General features: G+C 61.2%; 15 protein-coding genes. All 15 read left to right on the forward strand.

Going from position 1 to position 17,422, the window contains the following annotated elements:
• Positions 1–444 precede the first annotated feature (444 nt).
• The 15 genes from HJB84_RS16165 to HJB84_RS16235 all read left to right on the forward strand — a co-directional run bounded on the left by HJB84_RS16165 (position 445) and on the right by HJB84_RS16235 (position 17,418).
• Positions 445–783: a hypothetical protein gene (locus HJB84_RS16165; RefSeq protein WP_164007994.1), complete on the forward strand. Its 339-nt coding sequence runs from the start codon at positions 445–447 to the stop codon at positions 781–783.
• Between the two features lie 139 nt (positions 784–922).
• On the forward strand, positions 923–1,129 hold the full coding sequence (locus tag HJB84_RS16170; protein WP_007631295.1) for a hypothetical protein: 207 nt from the start codon (positions 923–925) through the stop codon (positions 1,127–1,129).
• A 152-nt stretch (positions 1,130–1,281) separates the two neighbouring features.
• A complete protein-coding gene (locus HJB84_RS16175) occupies positions 1,282–2,088 on the forward strand; it encodes a pseudouridine synthase (RefSeq protein WP_207581619.1) in 807 nt (268 codons plus the stop codon).
• Between the two features lie 14 nt (positions 2,089–2,102).
• Positions 2,103–2,789: a phosphoribosyltransferase gene (locus tag HJB84_RS16180; RefSeq protein WP_221116435.1), complete on the forward strand. Its 687-nt coding sequence runs from the start codon at positions 2,103–2,105 to the stop codon at positions 2,787–2,789.
• Positions 2,790–2,891: 102 nt separating this feature from the next.
• Positions 2,892–4,634: an SLC13 family permease gene (locus HJB84_RS16185; RefSeq protein WP_221116347.1), complete on the forward strand. Its 1,743-nt coding sequence runs from the start codon at positions 2,892–2,894 to the stop codon at positions 4,632–4,634.
• Positions 4,635–4,716: 82 nt separating this feature from the next.
• The gene (locus HJB84_RS16190; protein ID WP_207584367.1) at positions 4,717–5,661 is read left to right on the forward strand and encodes a phosphoribosylaminoimidazolesuccinocarboxamide synthase; all 945 of its coding nucleotides are present in this window, start codon (positions 4,717–4,719) and stop codon (positions 5,659–5,661) included.
• 106 nt (positions 5,662–5,767) lie between these two features.
• Positions 5,768–6,370, forward strand: coding sequence for a TetR family transcriptional regulator (locus tag HJB84_RS16195; RefSeq protein ID WP_207581620.1), 603 nt, complete (start codon positions 5,768–5,770; stop codon positions 6,368–6,370).
• A 157-nt stretch (positions 6,371–6,527) separates the two neighbouring features.
• Entirely contained in the window at positions 6,528–7,739 is a 1,212-nt protein-coding gene (locus tag HJB84_RS16200) for an efflux RND transporter periplasmic adaptor subunit (RefSeq protein WP_221116348.1), read from the forward strand.
• Between the two features lie 47 nt (positions 7,740–7,786).
• Positions 7,787–10,897 carry an efflux RND transporter permease subunit gene (locus HJB84_RS16205; protein WP_221116349.1) on the forward strand — a complete coding sequence of 1,037 codons (3,111 nt, stop codon included), beginning with the start codon at positions 7,787–7,789 and terminating at the stop codon, positions 10,895–10,897.
• 151 nt (positions 10,898–11,048) lie between these two features.
• Positions 11,049–12,488, forward strand: coding sequence for an efflux transporter outer membrane subunit (locus tag HJB84_RS16210; protein WP_221116350.1), 1,440 nt, complete (start codon positions 11,049–11,051; stop codon positions 12,486–12,488).
• A 173-nt stretch (positions 12,489–12,661) separates the two neighbouring features.
• On the forward strand, positions 12,662–13,705 hold the full coding sequence (locus HJB84_RS16215) for a LacI family DNA-binding transcriptional regulator (protein WP_221116351.1): 1,044 nt from the start codon (positions 12,662–12,664) through the stop codon (positions 13,703–13,705).
• Position 13,706: 1 nt separating this feature from the next.
• Positions 13,707–14,729 (forward strand): ABC transporter substrate-binding protein, encoded by a 1,023-nt coding sequence (locus HJB84_RS16220; protein WP_221116352.1) that lies wholly within the window; start codon positions 13,707–13,709, stop codon positions 14,727–14,729.
• Positions 14,730–14,796: 67 nt separating this feature from the next.
• A complete protein-coding gene (locus HJB84_RS16225) occupies positions 14,797–15,624 on the forward strand; it encodes an ABC transporter permease (RefSeq protein ID WP_221116353.1) in 828 nt (275 codons plus the stop codon).
• Complete coding sequence (locus HJB84_RS16230) at positions 15,621–16,400, forward strand: ABC transporter permease (RefSeq protein ID WP_221116355.1); 780 nt, start codon at positions 15,621–15,623, stop codon at positions 16,398–16,400. The genes HJB84_RS16225 and HJB84_RS16230 overlap by 4 nt, the downstream gene beginning before the upstream one ends.
• Positions 16,393–17,418 (forward strand): ABC transporter ATP-binding protein, encoded by a 1,026-nt coding sequence (locus HJB84_RS16235; RefSeq protein ID WP_221116356.1) that lies wholly within the window; start codon positions 16,393–16,395, stop codon positions 17,416–17,418. Before HJB84_RS16230 ends, HJB84_RS16235 begins: the two co-directional genes overlap by 8 nt.
• Positions 17,419–17,422 lie beyond the last annotated feature (4 nt).

Here is a 17,422-nt window from a genome sequence, read left to right on the forward strand (position 1 = left end):
GAACACAAACCAGCAATCGCCAATCCGCTTGAGTTTCTTTAGAACGAAAGACTTCGTCGCCAGCAGCGCCGCCGCCCTCGTTCAGTGAGTGGGCTTATAGAACTAACCCTCCCAAACAGTCAACAGCCATGCCGAAAGTTTTTTGACAATTTTGTAACAGGCTGATTCGGCTGGCATTTTTGTCGGTGGACATTATCCACAAGGGGCTGTCGCGGGGCGGATTCCTGAAAATTTGTTTATCGTCTGGTCAAAAATCCGTCGGAAAGTCGCTTTCAACTGGGGAAAGATAACGAAAAACAGTGGCTTGCGCGAATTTATAGTTAATGAAGGATCAAACGCCCTCAATTGGCGAGCTTTAAATTTCCGTCACAAATCAACGGCGGGCATTTCGGAACCTATCTCCGTCTGAGGTGTTTTCTCTCCCATTGAAGGAAGGAGACCGACATGGCTGCCAACACCGATGATATCAGAGCATCTGTCAGCAAGGACATCGCCGCACTCCAACAGGAAGTCTCGCGCCTGCAGAAGATGATTTCCGCTCAAGGCGCCGAAGCCTATTACGAAGTGCGCGGCCGCGCCGGCAAGGCTTATGAAGAAGCCCTGCCCCGGGCAAAGAACGCCGTCGCACAAATCAAGGCTGAAGGCGTCGCTGCCGCCGACGCCGCCCGCGAGCATCCGGCCGCAACGACCACCGCGCTGGCGCTTGCAGGCGCCATCGGATTCCTCGCCGGATATCTGCTGTCCGGCAGTCAACAGCCGCAACCTCGGCAATGGTGGCGCTAAGTCGCCACATCCACGCATCAACCGGTTCTTTACGCACCCGCCGATCTGTCTTTCGGTCGGGTGCGTAAACGCTTATGTCTTACAAAAACCAATTTTTAATGCCAGCTATGGGAACATAAAAAACGAAGGGAGGACTACCATGGAAAACAAGAGGGCCAACTGCATCATCGAAGTCAGCGTCGACGGCGCCAATGGTCGTCACGCCGTCGGCATCATGAATATGCGCCAGGCACTCGACCTGCCGGAAATGCCAAGCCTGTCATACACACATCCGGACCCGGTCAAGGCCGCCGCCGGCATCGTCGTCAGCCGCAAGGAACTGGCCGGCTTCATGGTCTGCCGCTGAGGCGGTCAGATCCCAGCAAGCCCCCCACGGCGCTTTGCCCTTAAGCGCTGAGGCCTTTTGCGGCATTTCATTCCCTCCGTTTTTCTTTGCGTCGCTGGTATCCGTGCGCCGTTCATGCCAAGAGAGGGCACGAGGAAAGACAAGGACGTCAGATGAGGGAGCGGCGCCCACCGCATAAGACGCGTGAGCGGACAAAGCCCGCCGATAGCGCTGCAGGTAAACGGGTCACTCTTCCCCGCGCCCTCTCCAAGCTCGGTTATTGCTCCCGAACGCAGGCCGAACGGCTGATTGCCGAAAACCGCGTCGCCGTCGACGGCCGCACCATCACCGATATCGCCGCATGGGTTGATCTTGCAACTGCGCGGATCAGCGTCGACGGGCTCGTTGTCGCTGCAGAGGCGAAAATCTATCTGATGCTCAACAAGCCCCGCGGTCTCGTCACGACCCGCCATGATCCCGAAGGCAGGCCGACGGTCTATGATTGCCTCCGGGATTTTGACATCCCGCATCTCTCCCCCGTCGGCCGGCTCGACAAGGCAAGCGAGGGGCTGCTGCTGTTCACCAACGACACCGAATTCGCCCAGATCCTGCTCGATCCGATCACCCATGTCACGAAGACCTACCATGTCCAGATCGGCGGCGTCATGGACGATGAGGGTATCGCCGCCATGACATCGGGCATCCGCGACAACGGCGAATTGCTGACGGCGACCGCCGCGCGGCGCTTGCGCCAGGGTGACAGGAATTCATGGATCGAGGTCGAGCTCGACGAGGGCCGCAATCGCCAGATCCGCCGCATGCTGGAGGCACTCGGAACCGAATGCCTGCGCCTGGTGCGCGTCGCAATCGGCGGGCTCGAACTCGGCGAACTGGCGAAAGGCGCCGTGCGTCCGCTGAGCGAGGCGGAACTGCAGGTGCTGCGTCGTAGAACCGGTGTGGAAAGGTCGAGACGCAATTGACCGATGTGATGGCGATGGCGCCGCATGATTTCTGGCAGGAGATTCATCTTCCCGGCACCTTTCCCGACGACCAGGAATTCACCTCCTTTTATGTCGCCGCGCTGGAGGATGGCCGCCAACTTCGCCTGCCGATCCGCATACTGGCAGATGGCGATCACGCCCTCGCCTCGCTGATCGTCAACCAGGCGAGCTTCGCCGTGCTCGATGCGCTCGCCGAAAGCCTCGTCGAAAAGATCAGGCCCATGCGCATCGATGTTGTCGCCGGCCTGCCGACGCTTGGCCTGACGCTTGCCGCCGCCGTGGCCCAGAAGCTCGGTCATAGCAGGTACGTTCCGCTCGGTACCTCACGCAAATTCTGGTACCGCGACGAGCTCTCCGTTGCCTTGTCCTCGATCACCACGCCGACGCAACAGAAACGGCTCTATATCGATCCGCGAATGCTGCCGCTGCTGACCGGACGGCGCGTCGCTCTGATTGATGACGTCATTTCCAGCGGCGCCTCGATCGCCGCCGGTCTTCACCTGCTGACGGCCTGCGGCATCGAACCCGCCGCCATCGGTGCGGCGATGCTGCAATCGGAGCGCTGGCGCGAGAGCCTTGCGGCCGTCGCACCGCAATGGATCGCGCGCACCGTCGGCGTTTTCGCAACGCCCATTCTGGAGCGGAACGCAGCGGGCCGGTGGCAGGCTTCGCCAGCTTGATGCGAGATATGGGAATTGTCCAATCTTTGCCTGAAGGCACCTCTGTACAGCGCATGAGGAACGATTACAGTCCGCCTCGTCGATGAAACACCGGATCCATGCATGACGTTCGAGCAAGCATCCCTGCTGATCCTTCTGCTGGCGATGCTCGTTCTCTTCTCACTCGATCGCTTCCGCATCGAGGTGGTCTCGATCGCCGGTCTGCTTGCCGGCCATGCACTCGGCCTTTATCCCGCCGATCAGATCTTCACGGGCTTCGCCAGCCCCGTCGTCGTCACCGTCGTCGAGATCCTGCTGATCGTCCAGGTGCTGGCGCGCGCCAGGCTCTTCGACGGTCTTGCTGCCCGTTTCGCGGCCGCGGGCCCCTCGGGTTTCCAGGTCATATCAGGCATTTCTTCTCTTACCGGCGTCATCTCCATCTTTATGAACAATATCGGTGCCTTTGCGATCACCCTGCCGGTGGCGCTGCGGCTCGGCACGGCTCTGGCCATCCCCCGCCGCCAGCTCGTCATGCCGGTCTCATTCGCAGCCCTGCTCGGCGGTCTCGTTTCGCTGATCGGCACGCCGGCCAACCTGCTCGTCAGCGATGCGCTCACTAAAGCGACCGGCGTGAGCTTTCGCTTTTTCGATTTCGCCTATGTTGGCCTGCCGGTCGCAATCGCCGGCATTTTTATCATCGCCTTTCGCGTGCAACGGCTGTTTCCATATCTCGACGAGGCGCCGGCGACGACCTTTCCGGCCACGCGCCGTATCGTCGTCGAGCGTCGCATCCCCGATGTTTCGCCGCTGATCGGCGTGCGGCTTTCCGATTGCCCCCCGCGTTTCGGCATCAAGCCGCATGCGCTGATCCGTGGCGACAATTTCGTCTTCGGACCGCTCGACCAATCGGTGATCGAAGCCGGCGACGTGCTGCTTGCCGAAGGCGGCGATACGGTCTTTGTCGGCCTTGCCGCCGCGCAGGCGCTGATGGCTGATGCCCATCCGCACGGCCTGCAGCCGGATTTTACCCGTGTCGAAGCCGTCGTCATGCCGGAAAGCACGCTGGTCGGATCGCGGATCCGTTCGCTCGAAATCTTTCACAGTCGCGGCGTCGCAGTCACCGCTCTTTCCATGCGCGCGCCGCGCATAGAGGGCCGATTCCTCGACCTGCAGCTGTCGATTGGCGATATACTGACGTTAGAGGGGCCGCGCATAGCGATCGCCGAAGCGCTTGAAGAAAGCGAGTGCCTGCCGCTCGCTTCGGCTGCTTCGAGCGAACCCGCTTCGCTCTCCTGGCGGCCCTTCGCGCTCTTTGCCTGCGGCATCGCCGCCTCCGCGGCCGGCTTGCGTCCTGATGTTTCCTTTGCCGGCGTCGTGCTAGTGCTTGCCCTGCTCAATCATCTGAACATCCGCCAGGCGATGGCCGATCTCAATTGGCCGATCATTATCATGCTGGCGGCAATGATCCCGATCGGTCAGGCGGTGGCAACCACCGGAGCGGCCGAAACCATCGCCGGCTGGCTGAGCCTCGTCGTGCCGATCACCCATCCGCTCTTCGGCATTGCTCTGATCCTCTTCCTCGCGATGGCGCTGACGCCCTTCGTCAACAACGCGACGGTCGCAATCGTCCTGGCCCCGATCGCATTGGAATTCGCGAAAGCCGGCAACCATGCGCCGCACGCCTATCTGATCGCTGTCGCAGCCGGCGCCTCGCTCGATTTCCTGACGCCCTTCGGCCATCATAACAATACGTTGGCAATGGGCATTGGCGGCTACCGTTTCAGCGACTTCCTGCGCGCCGGCTGGCCACTTGCCGTTACAAGTTACGGCCTCGCTTTGTTTCTCCTGGCTCTGTTCTGGCTGTGATGCGATACTTGGGCGCCACCTTGACTTCCCGGCAATGAAACGACAGGAAGCCTTCACCCAATCACAAGGACAGTCGAGCGCCGTGCGAATCCTCTCCGAAGCCCATTTCCCGGAACTGCCGAACTATTATCGCGGCAAGGTGCGAGAGAATTATGATCTTCCGGACGGACGCCGGATTATCATCAGCACCGACCGGTTGAGCGCTTTCGACCGCATTCTCACCTGCATTCCCTATAAGGGCCAGGTGCTCACGCAGACGGCGCGCTACTGGTTCGAGGCGACAAGGGATATCTGCCCGAACCACGTTCTCGACTATCCCGATGCGAATGTCGTCATCGGCACGCGGCTCGACATCCTGCCGGTCGAAATCGTCGTGCGCGGTTATCTCGCTGGCACCACCGGCACGTCGATCCTGACACTCTATAAGAAGGGTGAGCGCGAGATGTACGGCATGCGCCTGCCCGACGGCATGCGCGACAACCAGATCCTGCCCGAACCCGTCATCACCCCGACCAGCAAGGAATTCGATGGCGGCCATGATGAGCCGCTGACCCCTGACGAAATCGTCACGCGTAGCCTTCTGACCAAGGAGCAGTGGCAGACCCTATCGCGATACGCGCTTGCGCTCTTCGCCCGCGGCCAGGAGATGGCCGCGAAACGCGGTCTGATTCTGGTCGACACCAAATATGAATTCGGCACCGATGGCGACGGCAATATCATCCTCGCCGACGAGATCCACACGCCCGACAGCAGCCGCTACTGGCTTGCCGAAAGCTATCCGGCAAGCTTCTCCGCCGGAAAACGTCCGGAAAGTTTCGACAAGGATTTCGTCCGCGCCTGGGTGGCCGAGCGCTGCGATCCCTATAAGGATGAGATCCCTGAAATCCCTGCTGAACTGATTGAGCAGACCTCGGCCGTCTATATCAAGGCGTATGAGGCGATCACCGGCCAGCGCTTTGTGCCCGACGATAGTGGCGAGACGCCGCTTGCCCGTGTCCGAAAGAACCTCGCCCCCTACTTCCTCTGAGATGGCGGCGTGCGAAAGCGGCTGGCTAATCACCGGCTTGCTGCGTTTCGTGCAATCGCGCTAACATCAGCCGAAAGAAGGATCGGGCTCGCCCGGCGGGGGACGGATGGCAAGAAGGCCGAGACGCAAGGCCGAGGAAACGCGAGAAGACATCCTCTCCATGGCGGAGATGCTGTTTCGCGAGCGCGGCTATGTCGCGGTGTCGATTGCCGACATCGCCGGCGCGCTCCACATGTCGCCGGCCAATGTCTTCAAGCATTTCCGTTCCAAGGTCGCGCTGATCGATGCGATTGCCGGGCGCCATCTCGACAATGCGACCGAGCGTTTCGCAGCCTTCGACCAGGACCTGCCGCCGAAGGAGCAACTGCTTCGCTTCGTCCTTCGCCTGCTGGAAGGCCATCTGCAGGACATCCAGAAGAACCCTTACATCTTCGAAATGGTGCTTTCGACAATCGAAGCCAAACTCGAGGCCGGCAACCGTTATCGCGCCCGTATCGAAGAAAAGCTCGGTGAGATCATCCGCGAAGGAATGGCGGAGGGACGTTATCATTGCCGCGATCCCGAGAGCGCGGCACGCACCGTCGCAGACGTGCTCGCCTGCGTGCTGCACCCTATCCTGATCGCCCGCGACGACAAGGAAACACTCGTACACCGCGCCGAGCACATCGTGGGCTTCGTCGATGCCGCACTGCAAAATAACGCTTGCTAAGTGACGATTGCTGACTTACGTCACTTCGTAAAGCTTTTGTTAAATTCGGATGATGGCATTTGAATGCCGAACCAGTCCTGACGCTTATATAAGCCTGCGCTCGGCTGAGCCGAGCCCGTGGATCGAACGGCCATTGCCACCGCACAGGGAATTCAGAATGATACGGCGTGCCCTCCTCATCTCCTCGGCGCTGGCGTTCGGCGCATTGCTCGCAGCCTGCAGCGATGACGCCAGCAAGCCCGCCGGCAATGCAGGTGCCGGCGCGGCCCAGCAGGCCTCGCCCGTCGGTGTGATCACGCTGAAAAAGGGTAGTTTCCCGATTACCACGATCCTTCCCGGCCGCGCCGAGACCTTCCAGACGGCCGATATCCGGCCGCAGGTGAGCGGTCTCATCCGCGAGATCGCCTTTAAAGAAGGCGGCGAGATCAAGAAGGGCGATCTTCTCTACCAGATCGAGGATGCGCCCTATATCGCTGCCGTCGAGCAGGCGAAGGCAGCAATCTCCAAAGCCGAGGCGAGTGTGCCGAGCGCTGAAAGCAATCTCGACCGCTACCAGCGCCTCGTCGGCAGCGGCGCCACCCAGATCGAATTCGAAACAGCCAAGACGACACTTCTCCAGGCCAAGGCCGAAGTCGAGTCGGCAAAGGCAGCGCTGTCCGCCGCACAGATCGATCTCGACCACACCAGAATCATCGCGCCCTTCGACGGCATCAGCGACCAGACGGCCTATAATGTCGGCAACGTCGTTTCAGCCAATCAGACGACGGCGCTGACGACGATCCGCCAACTTGACCCGATCTATATCTCGCTGACGGAATCGAGCACCAACCTACTGAAGCTGCGCGATGCGGTGGCCGCCGGCGACATCAAGGGCGCCGCCAATGTCGTCTTCCACCTGATCCTCGAAGACGGCAAGGAATACAATCAGCAGGGCAAGCTCGACATGTCGAAGCAGGTGGTCAGTGAGACCACAGGCACCTTCATTATCCGCGTACTCTTTCCAAATCCCGACCGTATCGTGCTGCCCGGTATGTATGTCCGGGCAACCGTCGAACTCGGCGCCGAGGCGGGTTATGCGCTGCCGCAGCTGGCGACGAGCCGTGATGCCAATGGCCGGCTGACGGCACAGTTCGTTTCCGCCGATGGCAAGGTCGAAACCCGCGCTTTCGAGAACAGCTCGCCCTCCAACAATTCCTGGCTCGTGACCGAAGGCATCAAGGACGGCGATCAGCTGATCGTCAGTGGCCTGCAATCGATCACCTCAGGCATGCCGGTGAAGCCGGTTCCGATGAAGATCACCGACAACGGCGTGGTCGTGGCTGCCGACCAGCCCGCGGCCGGTGACGCACAGAAGCCCGCAGCGAAGTAATCGCTTCGAGCCCCTACGTCACCGTCTCAGCCGCACAGGAACAACCGATGGCCAAGTTTTTCATCCGACGTCCGATTTTCGCCTGGGTCATTGCGATCACCATCATGCTCGCCGGCCTGCTGGCGATCTCCACCCTGTCGATCTCGCAATATCCCGACATCGCGCCGACGACGGTCCGTATCAATGCCACCTATCGGGGCGCGAGTGCTGAGACCGTCGAGAAATCGGTGACGACGATTATCGAGGACGGCATGACCGGCCTCGACGATCTCACCTATATGACCTCAACCTCGTCGACGGGTTCGGCCAGCATCCAGCTGACCTTCGGGACGAGTGCCGACCCTGATATCGCCCAGGTACAGGTGCAGAACAAGCTGCAGCTGGTTCAGTCGCAGCTTCCGAGCGACGTCATCGATGCCGGGATCAGCGTCACCCGCTCGACCTCGAGCATTCTTCTCGTCGGCTCGCTCGTTTCCACCGACGGCAAGCGCAATTCGGTCGACCTCGGCAACATCGTGTCGACCTCGATCGAGGACCAGATCCAGCGCCTGGAAGGCGTCGGCAGCATCAACGTCTTCGGCTCAGGATACGCCATGCGCGTCTGGCTCGACCCCTTCAAGCTGCTGAAATACCAGTTGACGCCGAGCGACGTCACCGCAGCCATCCAGGCGCAGAACACCCAGGTCTCGGTCGGTTCGCTCGGTGCCCAGCCGGCGATCCCCGGCCAGCAGATCAACGTTACCATCACTGCGCAAAGTCAGCTGACCACCGTCGCCGATTTTGAGCACATCATCCTGAAGGTCGAAAAGGATGGCGCGACGGTGCGCTTAGGCGATGTCTCGCGCATCGAGATCGGCCAGGAAAGCTACGGCGGCAATTCGCGCTACAATGGCCAGCCCTCGACCGGTTTTGCCGTCAATCTGGCGATCGGCGCCAACGCCATCGATACCGCCGCCCGCGTGCGCTCTGCCCTCGCTGTCATCGGCCGCGGCCTGCCCGCCGGTGTGGAAATCACCTATCCCTACGACACGACGCCCTTTGTCGAGCTGTCTATCGAAAAGGTGGTGCACACGCTGATCGAGGCGATCGTGCTCGTTTTCGCGGTCCTTCTTATCTTCTTGCAGAACCTGCGGGCTACGCTGATCCCGACGATTGCCGTTCCCGTCGTCCTGCTCGGCACCTTCGGGGTGCTGGCGGTCACCGGCTATTCGATCAATACGTTGACGATGTTCGCGATGGTGCTGGCGATCGGCCTTCTCGTCGACGACGCCATCGTCGTCGTCGAAAACGTCGAACGCATCATGTCCGAAGAGAAGCTTTCGCCGCTCGAGGCGACGGAAAAGTCGATGGGCGAAATCACCGGCGCCATTGTTGGCATCGCCCTCGTCCTCACCGCCGTCTTCATTCCGATGGCTTTCTTTGGTGGTTCGACCGGCATCATCTATCGTCAGTTCTCGATCACCATCGTCTCGGCCATGCTGCTGTCGGCGCTCGTCGCCCTCGTGCTGACGCCCGCACTTTGCGCCACGATGCTGAAGCCGGTCGGCGAACACAGGAAACACCGCGTCGGCGACTGGTTCAACCGCAACTTCACGCGCTCGACCAACGGCTATGTCAGCACCATCGGCTATCTCTTGAAGCGGCCGATACGCGTCATGCTGGTCTTCCTGCTCGTCGGCGCCGGCTGCGCCTATCTCTTCACCCGCCTGCCGAGCTCGTTCTTGCCGCAGGAGGACCAGGGCGTGCTGCTGACCATCGTCACCACGCCGCCGGGCTCGACCACTCAGCAGACCCAGGCGGTTGTCGAAAAGGTCGAGAAGTACTATCGGGAAAATGAGAAGGATGCGGTCGAATCCGTGTTCGGCGCGCTCGGCTTCGGCTTTAACGGCTCCGGCCAGAACAGCGCCATCGTCTTCACCAAGCTCAAGGATTTCTCGCAGCGTACCGATCCGGCGCTGAGCGCCCAGTCAGTCGTCAACCGTGCGCTTGGCAGTTTCTTCAAGATCCGCGAGGCGCAGGTTTTCGCGCTTCTGCCGCCGGCGATCCAGGGCCTCGGCGTGTCGAGCGGCTTCTCCATGTATCTCGTCGATACCGGCGGCCACGGCAATGACGCCCTGACGGCCGCCTCCAAGCGGCTGATCCAGATGGGCAACACCTCGGGCAAGATCGTGGCGCTGCGCAGCAGCAACAAGGAAGTCGAGCCGCAGATGCGAATCGTGCTCGATCAGGAAAAGATCGGTGCGATGGGCGTCGACATCGCTGCGGTCAATTCGATGCTGTCGATCATCTTCACCGGCCGCGACGTCAACGATTTCACCCTGAACGGCGAGATCAAGCCCGTCTACGTTGAGGGCGATGCGCCCTTCCGCATGCAGCCGAGTGATCTCGACCACTGGTACGCACGCAACAATGACGGCGAAATGGTGCCATTCTCCGCCTTTACCCGGACTGAGTGGGTGAAAGGTGCGCCCTCGCTTGCCCGCTTCAACGCCGTCAGCGCCATTCCGCTCGACGGAGCTTCCGCACCCGGGATTTCTTCCGGCGATGCAATGAACGAAATGGAAGCGCTGACCGAACAGCTTGGCGGCGGTTATACCGTCGCCTGGCAGGGCATTTCCTATCAAGAGCGCCTTTCCGGTTCGCAGGCGCCGATGCTCTATGCGATCTCCGTTCTCGTCGTCTTCCTCTGCCTTGCAGCACTCTACGAAAGCTGGTCGATCCCCTTCTCGGTGATCATGGCGGTGCCTGTCGGTATTCTCGGGGCGCTGACGGCAGCAACCTTGTTCGGTCAGGCCAACGACGTCTATTTCAAGGTCGGCCTGCTCACAACCATCGGCCTGGCGGCAAAAAACGCGATCCTGATCGTCGAATTCGCCAAGGACCGCATGGAAAGCGGCATGGGCCTCTACGAAGCGACGCTGGAAGCAGCGAGATTGCGCCTGCGGCCGATCATCATGACCTCGCTTGCCTTCATTCTGGGCGTCGTGCCGCTGGCGATCGCGACAGGCGCGGGTTCGGCGGCACAAAACGCCATCGGTATCGGCGTTCTCGGCGGCATGCTGGCGGCGACGATGCTCGGAATCTTCTTCGTACCGTCCTTCTTTGTCGTCATTCGACGCATCTTTGCCACACGCGGAAAAAATGCGGCGGGAGTGTGATATAAATGCACTGTGATAATGCGGTTCTCGTTGCTACATTGCGGCCGACTGCTTCGGCATGGTGTTTTTTGGTAGGGCGAGGCGCGACGGCCGTTAGTGAAGCATGAAGCTTCGGACAAGAATTGACTTGCTCGAGTACAGGAAGAAATGAATGGTATCTCTTCGTATTGCCACACCGGCATTATTGTTATTGTTGTCGGGCTGCGTTGTTGGCCCGGATCATGTTCCTCCTGAGATGCCACTGCCCGCCAAATTCGGAGAGGGCAACACCAAGAGCGACGGCGATGTCACCACTGTGGCCTGGTGGAATGCGTTCAACGACCGCAAGCTGGACGGCTATGTCCAGAGCGGCCTCGACCAGAACCTGTCAATCCAGCAGGCGATCGAACGCATCAATGCGGCTTCCGCCAACGTTACCGTAGCAGGAGCCGGCGGCCTGCCGAACCTGACGGTCGGCGCCTCGCACACGATCAGCGGCCAGAAGGGTGAGTTGCGCACGCAGTTTGACACACGCAACACCAGCGGCGGCGAAGCACAGCTGAGCTGGCTGCTCGATATCTTCGGCCTCTACAAACGCAGCACGGAAGGCGCTCTCGCTTCGCTCGATTCCGCTTACGCATCCGCGGACGTTGCCAAGCTCACTCTCGTGCAGGACATGGTCTCGAGTTATATCGACGTCCGCTATTTCCAGCAGCGCCTGGCGCTTTCCAAGGCTAACCTGAAGTCTCGCCAGGAGACCTACGAACTCACCAAATTCCAGCTTGAAGCTGGTGCCGCCTCGCGTCTCGACGTCGTTCAGGCGGAAGGCTTGGTACAGTCGACGCTCGCCGAAATTCCCGGCCTCGAAACCAATATCCGCATTTCCGCCCATCACATCGCCACGTTGCTCGGCCTGCCGGCATCAGCTCTCGTCGATGAGCTGCTAAGGGGCGCCGGTCAGCCTGTGTTCCGCGGCAGCATCACCTCCGGCATCCCCGCGGACCTGATCCGTAACCGTCCTGATATTCGCGTAGCGGAACGTGACCTCGCTGCCGCAACGGCCAATATCGGCGTTGCCCAGGCGCAGCTTTATCCAAGCATCTCGCTCAGCGGCTCGATTTCGCCGGCCTATATTAATCAGCGCGGCATCCATGGCGGCCTGTCGCCCTGGTCCTTCGGCCCGACCCTCAACCTGCCGATTCTCGATGGCGGCCGCCTGCGCGCCAACGTCAAATCGGCACAGTCGGATGCTGCTACGGCCTATCTCAACTGGAAATCGACCGTGCTGACCGCGATCGAACAGGTCGAGAACGCGCTTTCGGCCGTCCGGCGTGACGCCCGCACGGTCTCGGCACTCCAGGCACAGGTAAAGACCACGCAAGAGACGCTCGAACTTTCCACAGCATCCTACAAGGACGGCGCTTCCTCGCTGCTCGACGTTCTCGACGCCCAGCGCCAGGTTTCGCTTGCCCAAGCAAGCCTTGCCGCAGCCGTCCAGCAGATGGCCAAGGACTATGTCTCGCTGAACGTCGCGGTCGGCGGCGGCTTTGCCCCCGGCGGCAAGACGACCGTAGCCAACACCACGGTCGTGGTGAAGCCCGCGAAGACCTGATCGGCTGCCTTGTGCCGTCTGACATACAGAGCCCCGCGATCGTCTCGCGGGGCTTTTTTCATGTCGACCAAATTTTGTATCCGGATAACCCACATAAGATGAATTGGGAATCGACAAGCGAAAAGAGCTAGGGTAAAGCTTGATTAAACGATTAATCAAGAGCGCCGTCGATCATGGCTTCATCGCGTTCGGGACCGAACCTCAGCAGGATAGCGACGTCGCTCGGCGTGTCCGTCGCCACCGTCTCCAATGCGTTGTCCGGCAAGGGTCGGGTATCGGGCCAACTGGTTGAAAGGATCCGCGAGCATGCGGCCGAACTCGGTTATGTCCCGAGCCAGGCCGGGCGGGCCCTGAGGACCGGCCGCAGCGGCGTTCTCGGCCTGGTGCTGCCCGATATCGCCAATCCGCTGTTCCCGAAGATTGCCCAGGCGATCGAATTCGCCGCTTCCGCCGCCGGTTACGGCGTGCTGATCGCCGATTCCCGCGGCGATGTCGCCAAGCAGACCGAGGCGATCAATCGGCTGGTCGAGCGCGGCGTTGACGGCATGATCATTATTCCCCGCCGCGCCACTCGCATTTCCTCCGCCGCCTGTCCGGTCGCCGTTATCGACACCGCGTCGACGCCAGGCAATACGGTTGCCGCCGACCACTGGCAGGGCGGGTGCGAAATCGCCGGCCATCTCGCCAGCCTCGGCCATCGCCGCATCCTCATCATCGGCAACAATCAGGAATCCAACGTCCAGAATGACCGCGCCGGCGGCATCCGCTCCGGCATGCGTCCGGGCATGCATTCGGAAACACTGTGGATCGAGAGACTGGAGCAGGATGGTGGCAGCGGCTGCCCGCTCGGTCTCGCCGAAAAAGTCAGGCAGGGGTTCACCGCCTTCGCAGCCCTCTCCGACCTGCAGGCGCTACGCGCGCTGACGGAGCTGCAGCAGGCCGGCGTCAACATTCCGGCCGACGTCAGCGTCACCGGCTTCGACGACCTCATTTGGTCGCCGGTCGTCACGCCGTCGCTGACGACGGTTCGTATGGACATGGACGCTATTGCCGGGATTGCCGTGTCGGCGCTGGTGGATACCATAAGAAAAAGCAGCATCCGGCAAGGCATGCTGGTTACCGCCGAAATCGAGCGCGTCGCCATGCAGCTGATCATCCGCCAATCATCCGGGCCTGCGCACCCGGCACCAAAAACCTCAGAGATGGAGAACATGTAAGATGAAAAAAGCTCTCATTGCCTCGGCAGCGCTCGCCGTCCTCTCCCCGCTCGGAGCGGCCGCAGCCGATCGCACGCTGACCATTTCCGTCTATGCCTTTGCGCAGGACGATTTCAAGACGCTGGTCTACGATCCGTTCGAAGCCAAATGCGGCTGCAACCTGGTGGTCGAGACCGGCAACAGCGTCGAGCGTCTGGCCAAGCTGCAAGCCAACAAGGCCAATCCCGTCATAGATCTCGCCGCCGTTTCCATGGCCGATGCGCTGGCCGCCTCACGCGCCGGCCTGATCGACAAGATCGACACTACCAAGCTCGCCAATTTCGCCAAGCTCTACGACATTGCCAAGGACCCGAACGGCGACGGCATGAGTGTCGGTTATACCTTCTACGCCACCTCGATCGCCTATCGGTCCGACAAGATGAAGATCGATTCCTGGACCGATCTCTTGAAGCCGGAATATGTCGGGCACGTCGCCTTTCCGAACGTGACCACCAATCAGGGCCCGCCGGCGCTCTACATGCTGGGCTTGGCGCTTGGTAAGGATACGCCCGATCTGAAGGGACCCATCGAGGCGCTGGGCGAAAAGAAGGACGAGGTCGTCACCTTCTATGAAAAATCCTCGCAACTGGTGCAGCTGATGCAGCAGGAGGAGATCTGGGCAGCGCCGATCGGCCGTTTCTCCTGGGCCAGCTTCACCAAGCTCGACGTGCCGGTCGCCTGGGCGACGCCGAAGGAGGGCCAGACCGGCGGCATGAATGTGCTGGTGCTGACCGAGGGTTCGAAGAACCAGGACCTCGCATTGCAGTTCATGGATTTCTGGCTCTCGACCGACATCCAGACCGAGCTCGCCGAAAAGCTGATCGACAGCCCTGCCAACCGCGAAGTCAAGCTTTCCGAGGCAGCAGCCAACAACCTCACCTATGGCGAGGAAACCGCCAAGAGCCTCAAGCTGATCCCCTCCGCCGTCGCCCTCGATAACCGCGCCGGCTGGCTGAAGACATGGAACGAAAAGGTCGGCCAGTAAGGCCTGTCTGAGAACCGGTCCCGGCGCCTCTGCCGGGACCATCCTCTGTCCGCTCGAAAGGCGCCTCATGTTCCAGAACCGCGCAGAAGCCCTGGCGCTTGCCCTGCCGGCAGCCGTCTTTGCAACCCTGGTCTTCCTGGTGCCCGTCGCGATCCTGCTGTCGGAGGGCTTGCATGCTGGCGGCGGCTGGACGCTGTCGGCCTATGCCGGTTTCTTCTCTGAGACGCTGAACCGCACCGTTTTCCTGCGCAGCTTCCGGCTCGGCCTTGAAGTCACCGCGGTCTCGGCGGTCATCGGTTATGCCGCGGCCTTCGCCATCGTCAACCTGCCACCGAATGGCAAGGGCCGCATGATCGGCCTCGTCACTTTGCCGCTGATGATCTCTCCGGTGGCGCGCACCTATGCCTGGATCGTCATTCTCGGCCGCACTGGCATCGTCAACCAGGCGATAACGGGCCTGGGTCTCAGCGCCGAGCCGCTGCGGCTGCTGTTCACCGAAACCGCCGTCTTCATCGGTCTCTTGCAACTCTTTCTGCCTTTGATGATCCTTTCCTTAATCAGTGCGCTCGAGAACATGCCGAAGGATGCGATCCCCGCCGCCCGCGTCCTGGGTGCCAACTGGTTCCAGGTCTTCTGGAAGGTCATCCTGCCACTGACCAGGGAAGGCCTCGTCGTCGGCGGCACGCTTGTCTTCACCGGATCGCTGACCGCCTACATCACCCCGGCCGTGCTTGGCGGCTCCAAGGTGCTGATGCTGGAAACGCTGCTGTATCAGCAGGTTTCCGTCGCCAATGATTTCGTCTCGGCAAGCGTCATTGCCTTCATTCTGATCATCATGAGCTTTGCGGCCAACATCCTGCTGAAACGCCTTGCGACGGTGAGGAACCGCCGATGAGCCTGCGCCTGTTTTCGCCCATCGTGCTTTTCCTGCTGCTGGTCTTCCTGATCGGTCCCTTCCTGATCATCATCGCCGCTTCACTATCGGCCGGCGATACGCTGGCCTTTCCCCCACAAGGCCTGTCACTGCGGTGGGTCGTGAAGGTGTTTACCATCGAGAGTTTCCGCGACAGCTTCGCCATGTCGATGTTCCTCGCCGTCTTCGGAACGCTCGCAGCCCTCATCCTTGGCATCCCGGCCGCCTATGCCCTGTCGCGCTACCGGCTGCCGGCGGCCGAGACCGTCCGCACCATCGTCTCGCTGCCGATCATCGTGCCCGGCATCATCGTCGGCCTGTCGCTGCTGCGTTATCTCGTCGTGCCTTTCGGTTTCGACATCACGTTGGCACTCTTCTTCGCCCATACGGCCCTCATACTGCCCTATGCCGTGCGCGTCGTCTCGGCGAGCCTCGACAATCTGCGCTCGGACATCGAGGAGGCTGCCGTCCTGCTCGGCTCCTCCAGGTTCGGCGCTTTCTTCCGCGTGGTAATGCCGAATATCCGCGGCGGCATCCTTGCCGCCTTCATTCTCGGCTTCGTCACCAGCTTCAACCAGGTGCCCGTCTCGCTCTTCCTCTCTGGTCCCGGCGTCCGCACGTTGCCAATCGACATGCTGGGTTACATGGAAACCACCTACGACCCGTCGATCGCGGCGCTTTCCGCCCTCCTCGCCTTTCTCTCGATGGGCATCGTCTTCCTCGCCGAACGTTTCCTGGGATTCTCGCGCTATGTCTGATGCCTATCTTCAACTCGACAAGCTGACGCTTGCCTATGGCGACACGGTCGCAGTCGGTAATCTCGACCTTACGATCGGCAAGGGCGAGCTCGTTGCCCTTCTCGGCCCCTCCGGCTGCGGAAAGACGACGACGATGCGGGCCATCGCCGGCCTGCTGAGGCCTACCTCCGGCCGTATCAGCCTCGATGGAGCCGATATCACTCGCATCTCGGCCAACAAGCGGGCCGTCGGGCTCGTCTTCCAGTCTTACGCCCTCTTCCCGCATCTGACGGTTTATGAGAACGTCGCCTTCGGTCTGCGCCTCAAGGGTATCTCGGGCGCAGATCTCGACGCCCGTGTCGCCTCCGGCTTGAAATCGGTCGGCCTGCCGGCTTTCGCCGGCCGCAAGCCCGCCGAACTCTCCGGCGGCCAGCAGCAGCGCGTGGCGCTCGCCCGCTCGATGGTGATGGAGCCGAAAGTTCTGCTGCTCGACGAGCCGCTTTCCAATCTCGACGCCCGCCTTCGCCTTGAGATGCGCGCCGAATTGCAGCGGGTACAGAAGGAGACGGGCGTCACCATGATCTTCGTCACCCACGACCAGGTGGAGGCCTTGGCGCTTGCCGACCGCATCGTCGTGATGTTGAACGGGGGCATCGAACAAATCGGCACGCCGGAAGAGATCTACAACAATCCGGCCTCTGCCTTCGTCGCCGATTTCGTCGGCTTCGAGAATGTCTTCGCGCTGAAGGATGGAAAGCTTGTGACAACGAACGGCCCGATCGCCCTTTCCGGCCCCGCACCGCAAGCTGCGGCGGGCCTCGCCTGGCGGCCACGCAAAGTGATCCTCGGCTCGGGCACCTTTCAAGGCACCGTGCGCGGCACGTCTTTCGCAGGCAACACACGCGAATATCTCCTCGATACCGCGCTCGGCCCGATCAAGGCCGAGATTGATGCCGGTCTGCCGCCGCATGAGATCGGCAGCGCGCTCGCCTTCGATCTGCCGGTTGCCGGCGCGGCCAGCCTCAAGCGGTTCGGGTGAGATC

The sequence above is a fragment of the Rhizobium sp. NZLR1b genome, assembly GCF_019685155.1.
GTDB lineage: Bacteria > Pseudomonadota > Alphaproteobacteria > Rhizobiales > Rhizobiaceae > Rhizobium.

What these genes read in the sequence shown, in the direction of transcription:
- HJB84_RS16165 (WP_164007994.1), top strand. Translation starts at nt 445, where the DNA reads ATGGCTGCCAACACCGATGATATCAGAGCATCTGTCAGCAAGGACATC.
- HJB84_RS16195 (WP_207581620.1), top strand. Translation starts at nt 5,768, where the DNA reads ATGGCAAGAAGGCCGAGACGCAAGGCCGAGGAAACGCGAGAAGACATC.
- HJB84_RS16210 (WP_221116350.1), top strand. Translation starts at nt 11,049, where the DNA reads ATGGTATCTCTTCGTATTGCCACACCGGCATTATTGTTATTGTTGTCG.
- HJB84_RS16175 (WP_207581619.1), top strand. Translation starts at nt 1,282, where the DNA reads ATGAGGGAGCGGCGCCCACCGCATAAGACGCGTGAGCGGACAAAGCCC.
- HJB84_RS16180 (WP_221116435.1), top strand. Translation starts at nt 2,103, where the DNA reads ATGGCGCCGCATGATTTCTGGCAGGAGATTCATCTTCCCGGCACCTTT.
- HJB84_RS16220 (WP_221116352.1), top strand. Translation starts at nt 13,707, where the DNA reads ATGAAAAAAGCTCTCATTGCCTCGGCAGCGCTCGCCGTCCTCTCCCCG.
- HJB84_RS16230 (WP_221116355.1), top strand. Translation starts at nt 15,621, where the DNA reads ATGAGCCTGCGCCTGTTTTCGCCCATCGTGCTTTTCCTGCTGCTGGTC.
- HJB84_RS16200 (WP_221116348.1), top strand. Translation starts at nt 6,528, where the DNA reads ATGATACGGCGTGCCCTCCTCATCTCCTCGGCGCTGGCGTTCGGCGCA.
- HJB84_RS16225 (WP_221116353.1), top strand. Translation starts at nt 14,797, where the DNA reads ATGTTCCAGAACCGCGCAGAAGCCCTGGCGCTTGCCCTGCCGGCAGCC.
- HJB84_RS16170 (WP_007631295.1), top strand. Translation starts at nt 923, where the DNA reads ATGGAAAACAAGAGGGCCAACTGCATCATCGAAGTCAGCGTCGACGGC.
- HJB84_RS16185 (WP_221116347.1), top strand. Translation starts at nt 2,892, where the DNA reads ATGACGTTCGAGCAAGCATCCCTGCTGATCCTTCTGCTGGCGATGCTC.
- HJB84_RS16235 (WP_221116356.1), top strand. Translation starts at nt 16,393, where the DNA reads ATGTCTGATGCCTATCTTCAACTCGACAAGCTGACGCTTGCCTATGGC.
- HJB84_RS16215 (WP_221116351.1), top strand. Translation starts at nt 12,662, where the DNA reads ATGGCTTCATCGCGTTCGGGACCGAACCTCAGCAGGATAGCGACGTCG.
- HJB84_RS16205 (WP_221116349.1), top strand. Translation starts at nt 7,787, where the DNA reads ATGGCCAAGTTTTTCATCCGACGTCCGATTTTCGCCTGGGTCATTGCG.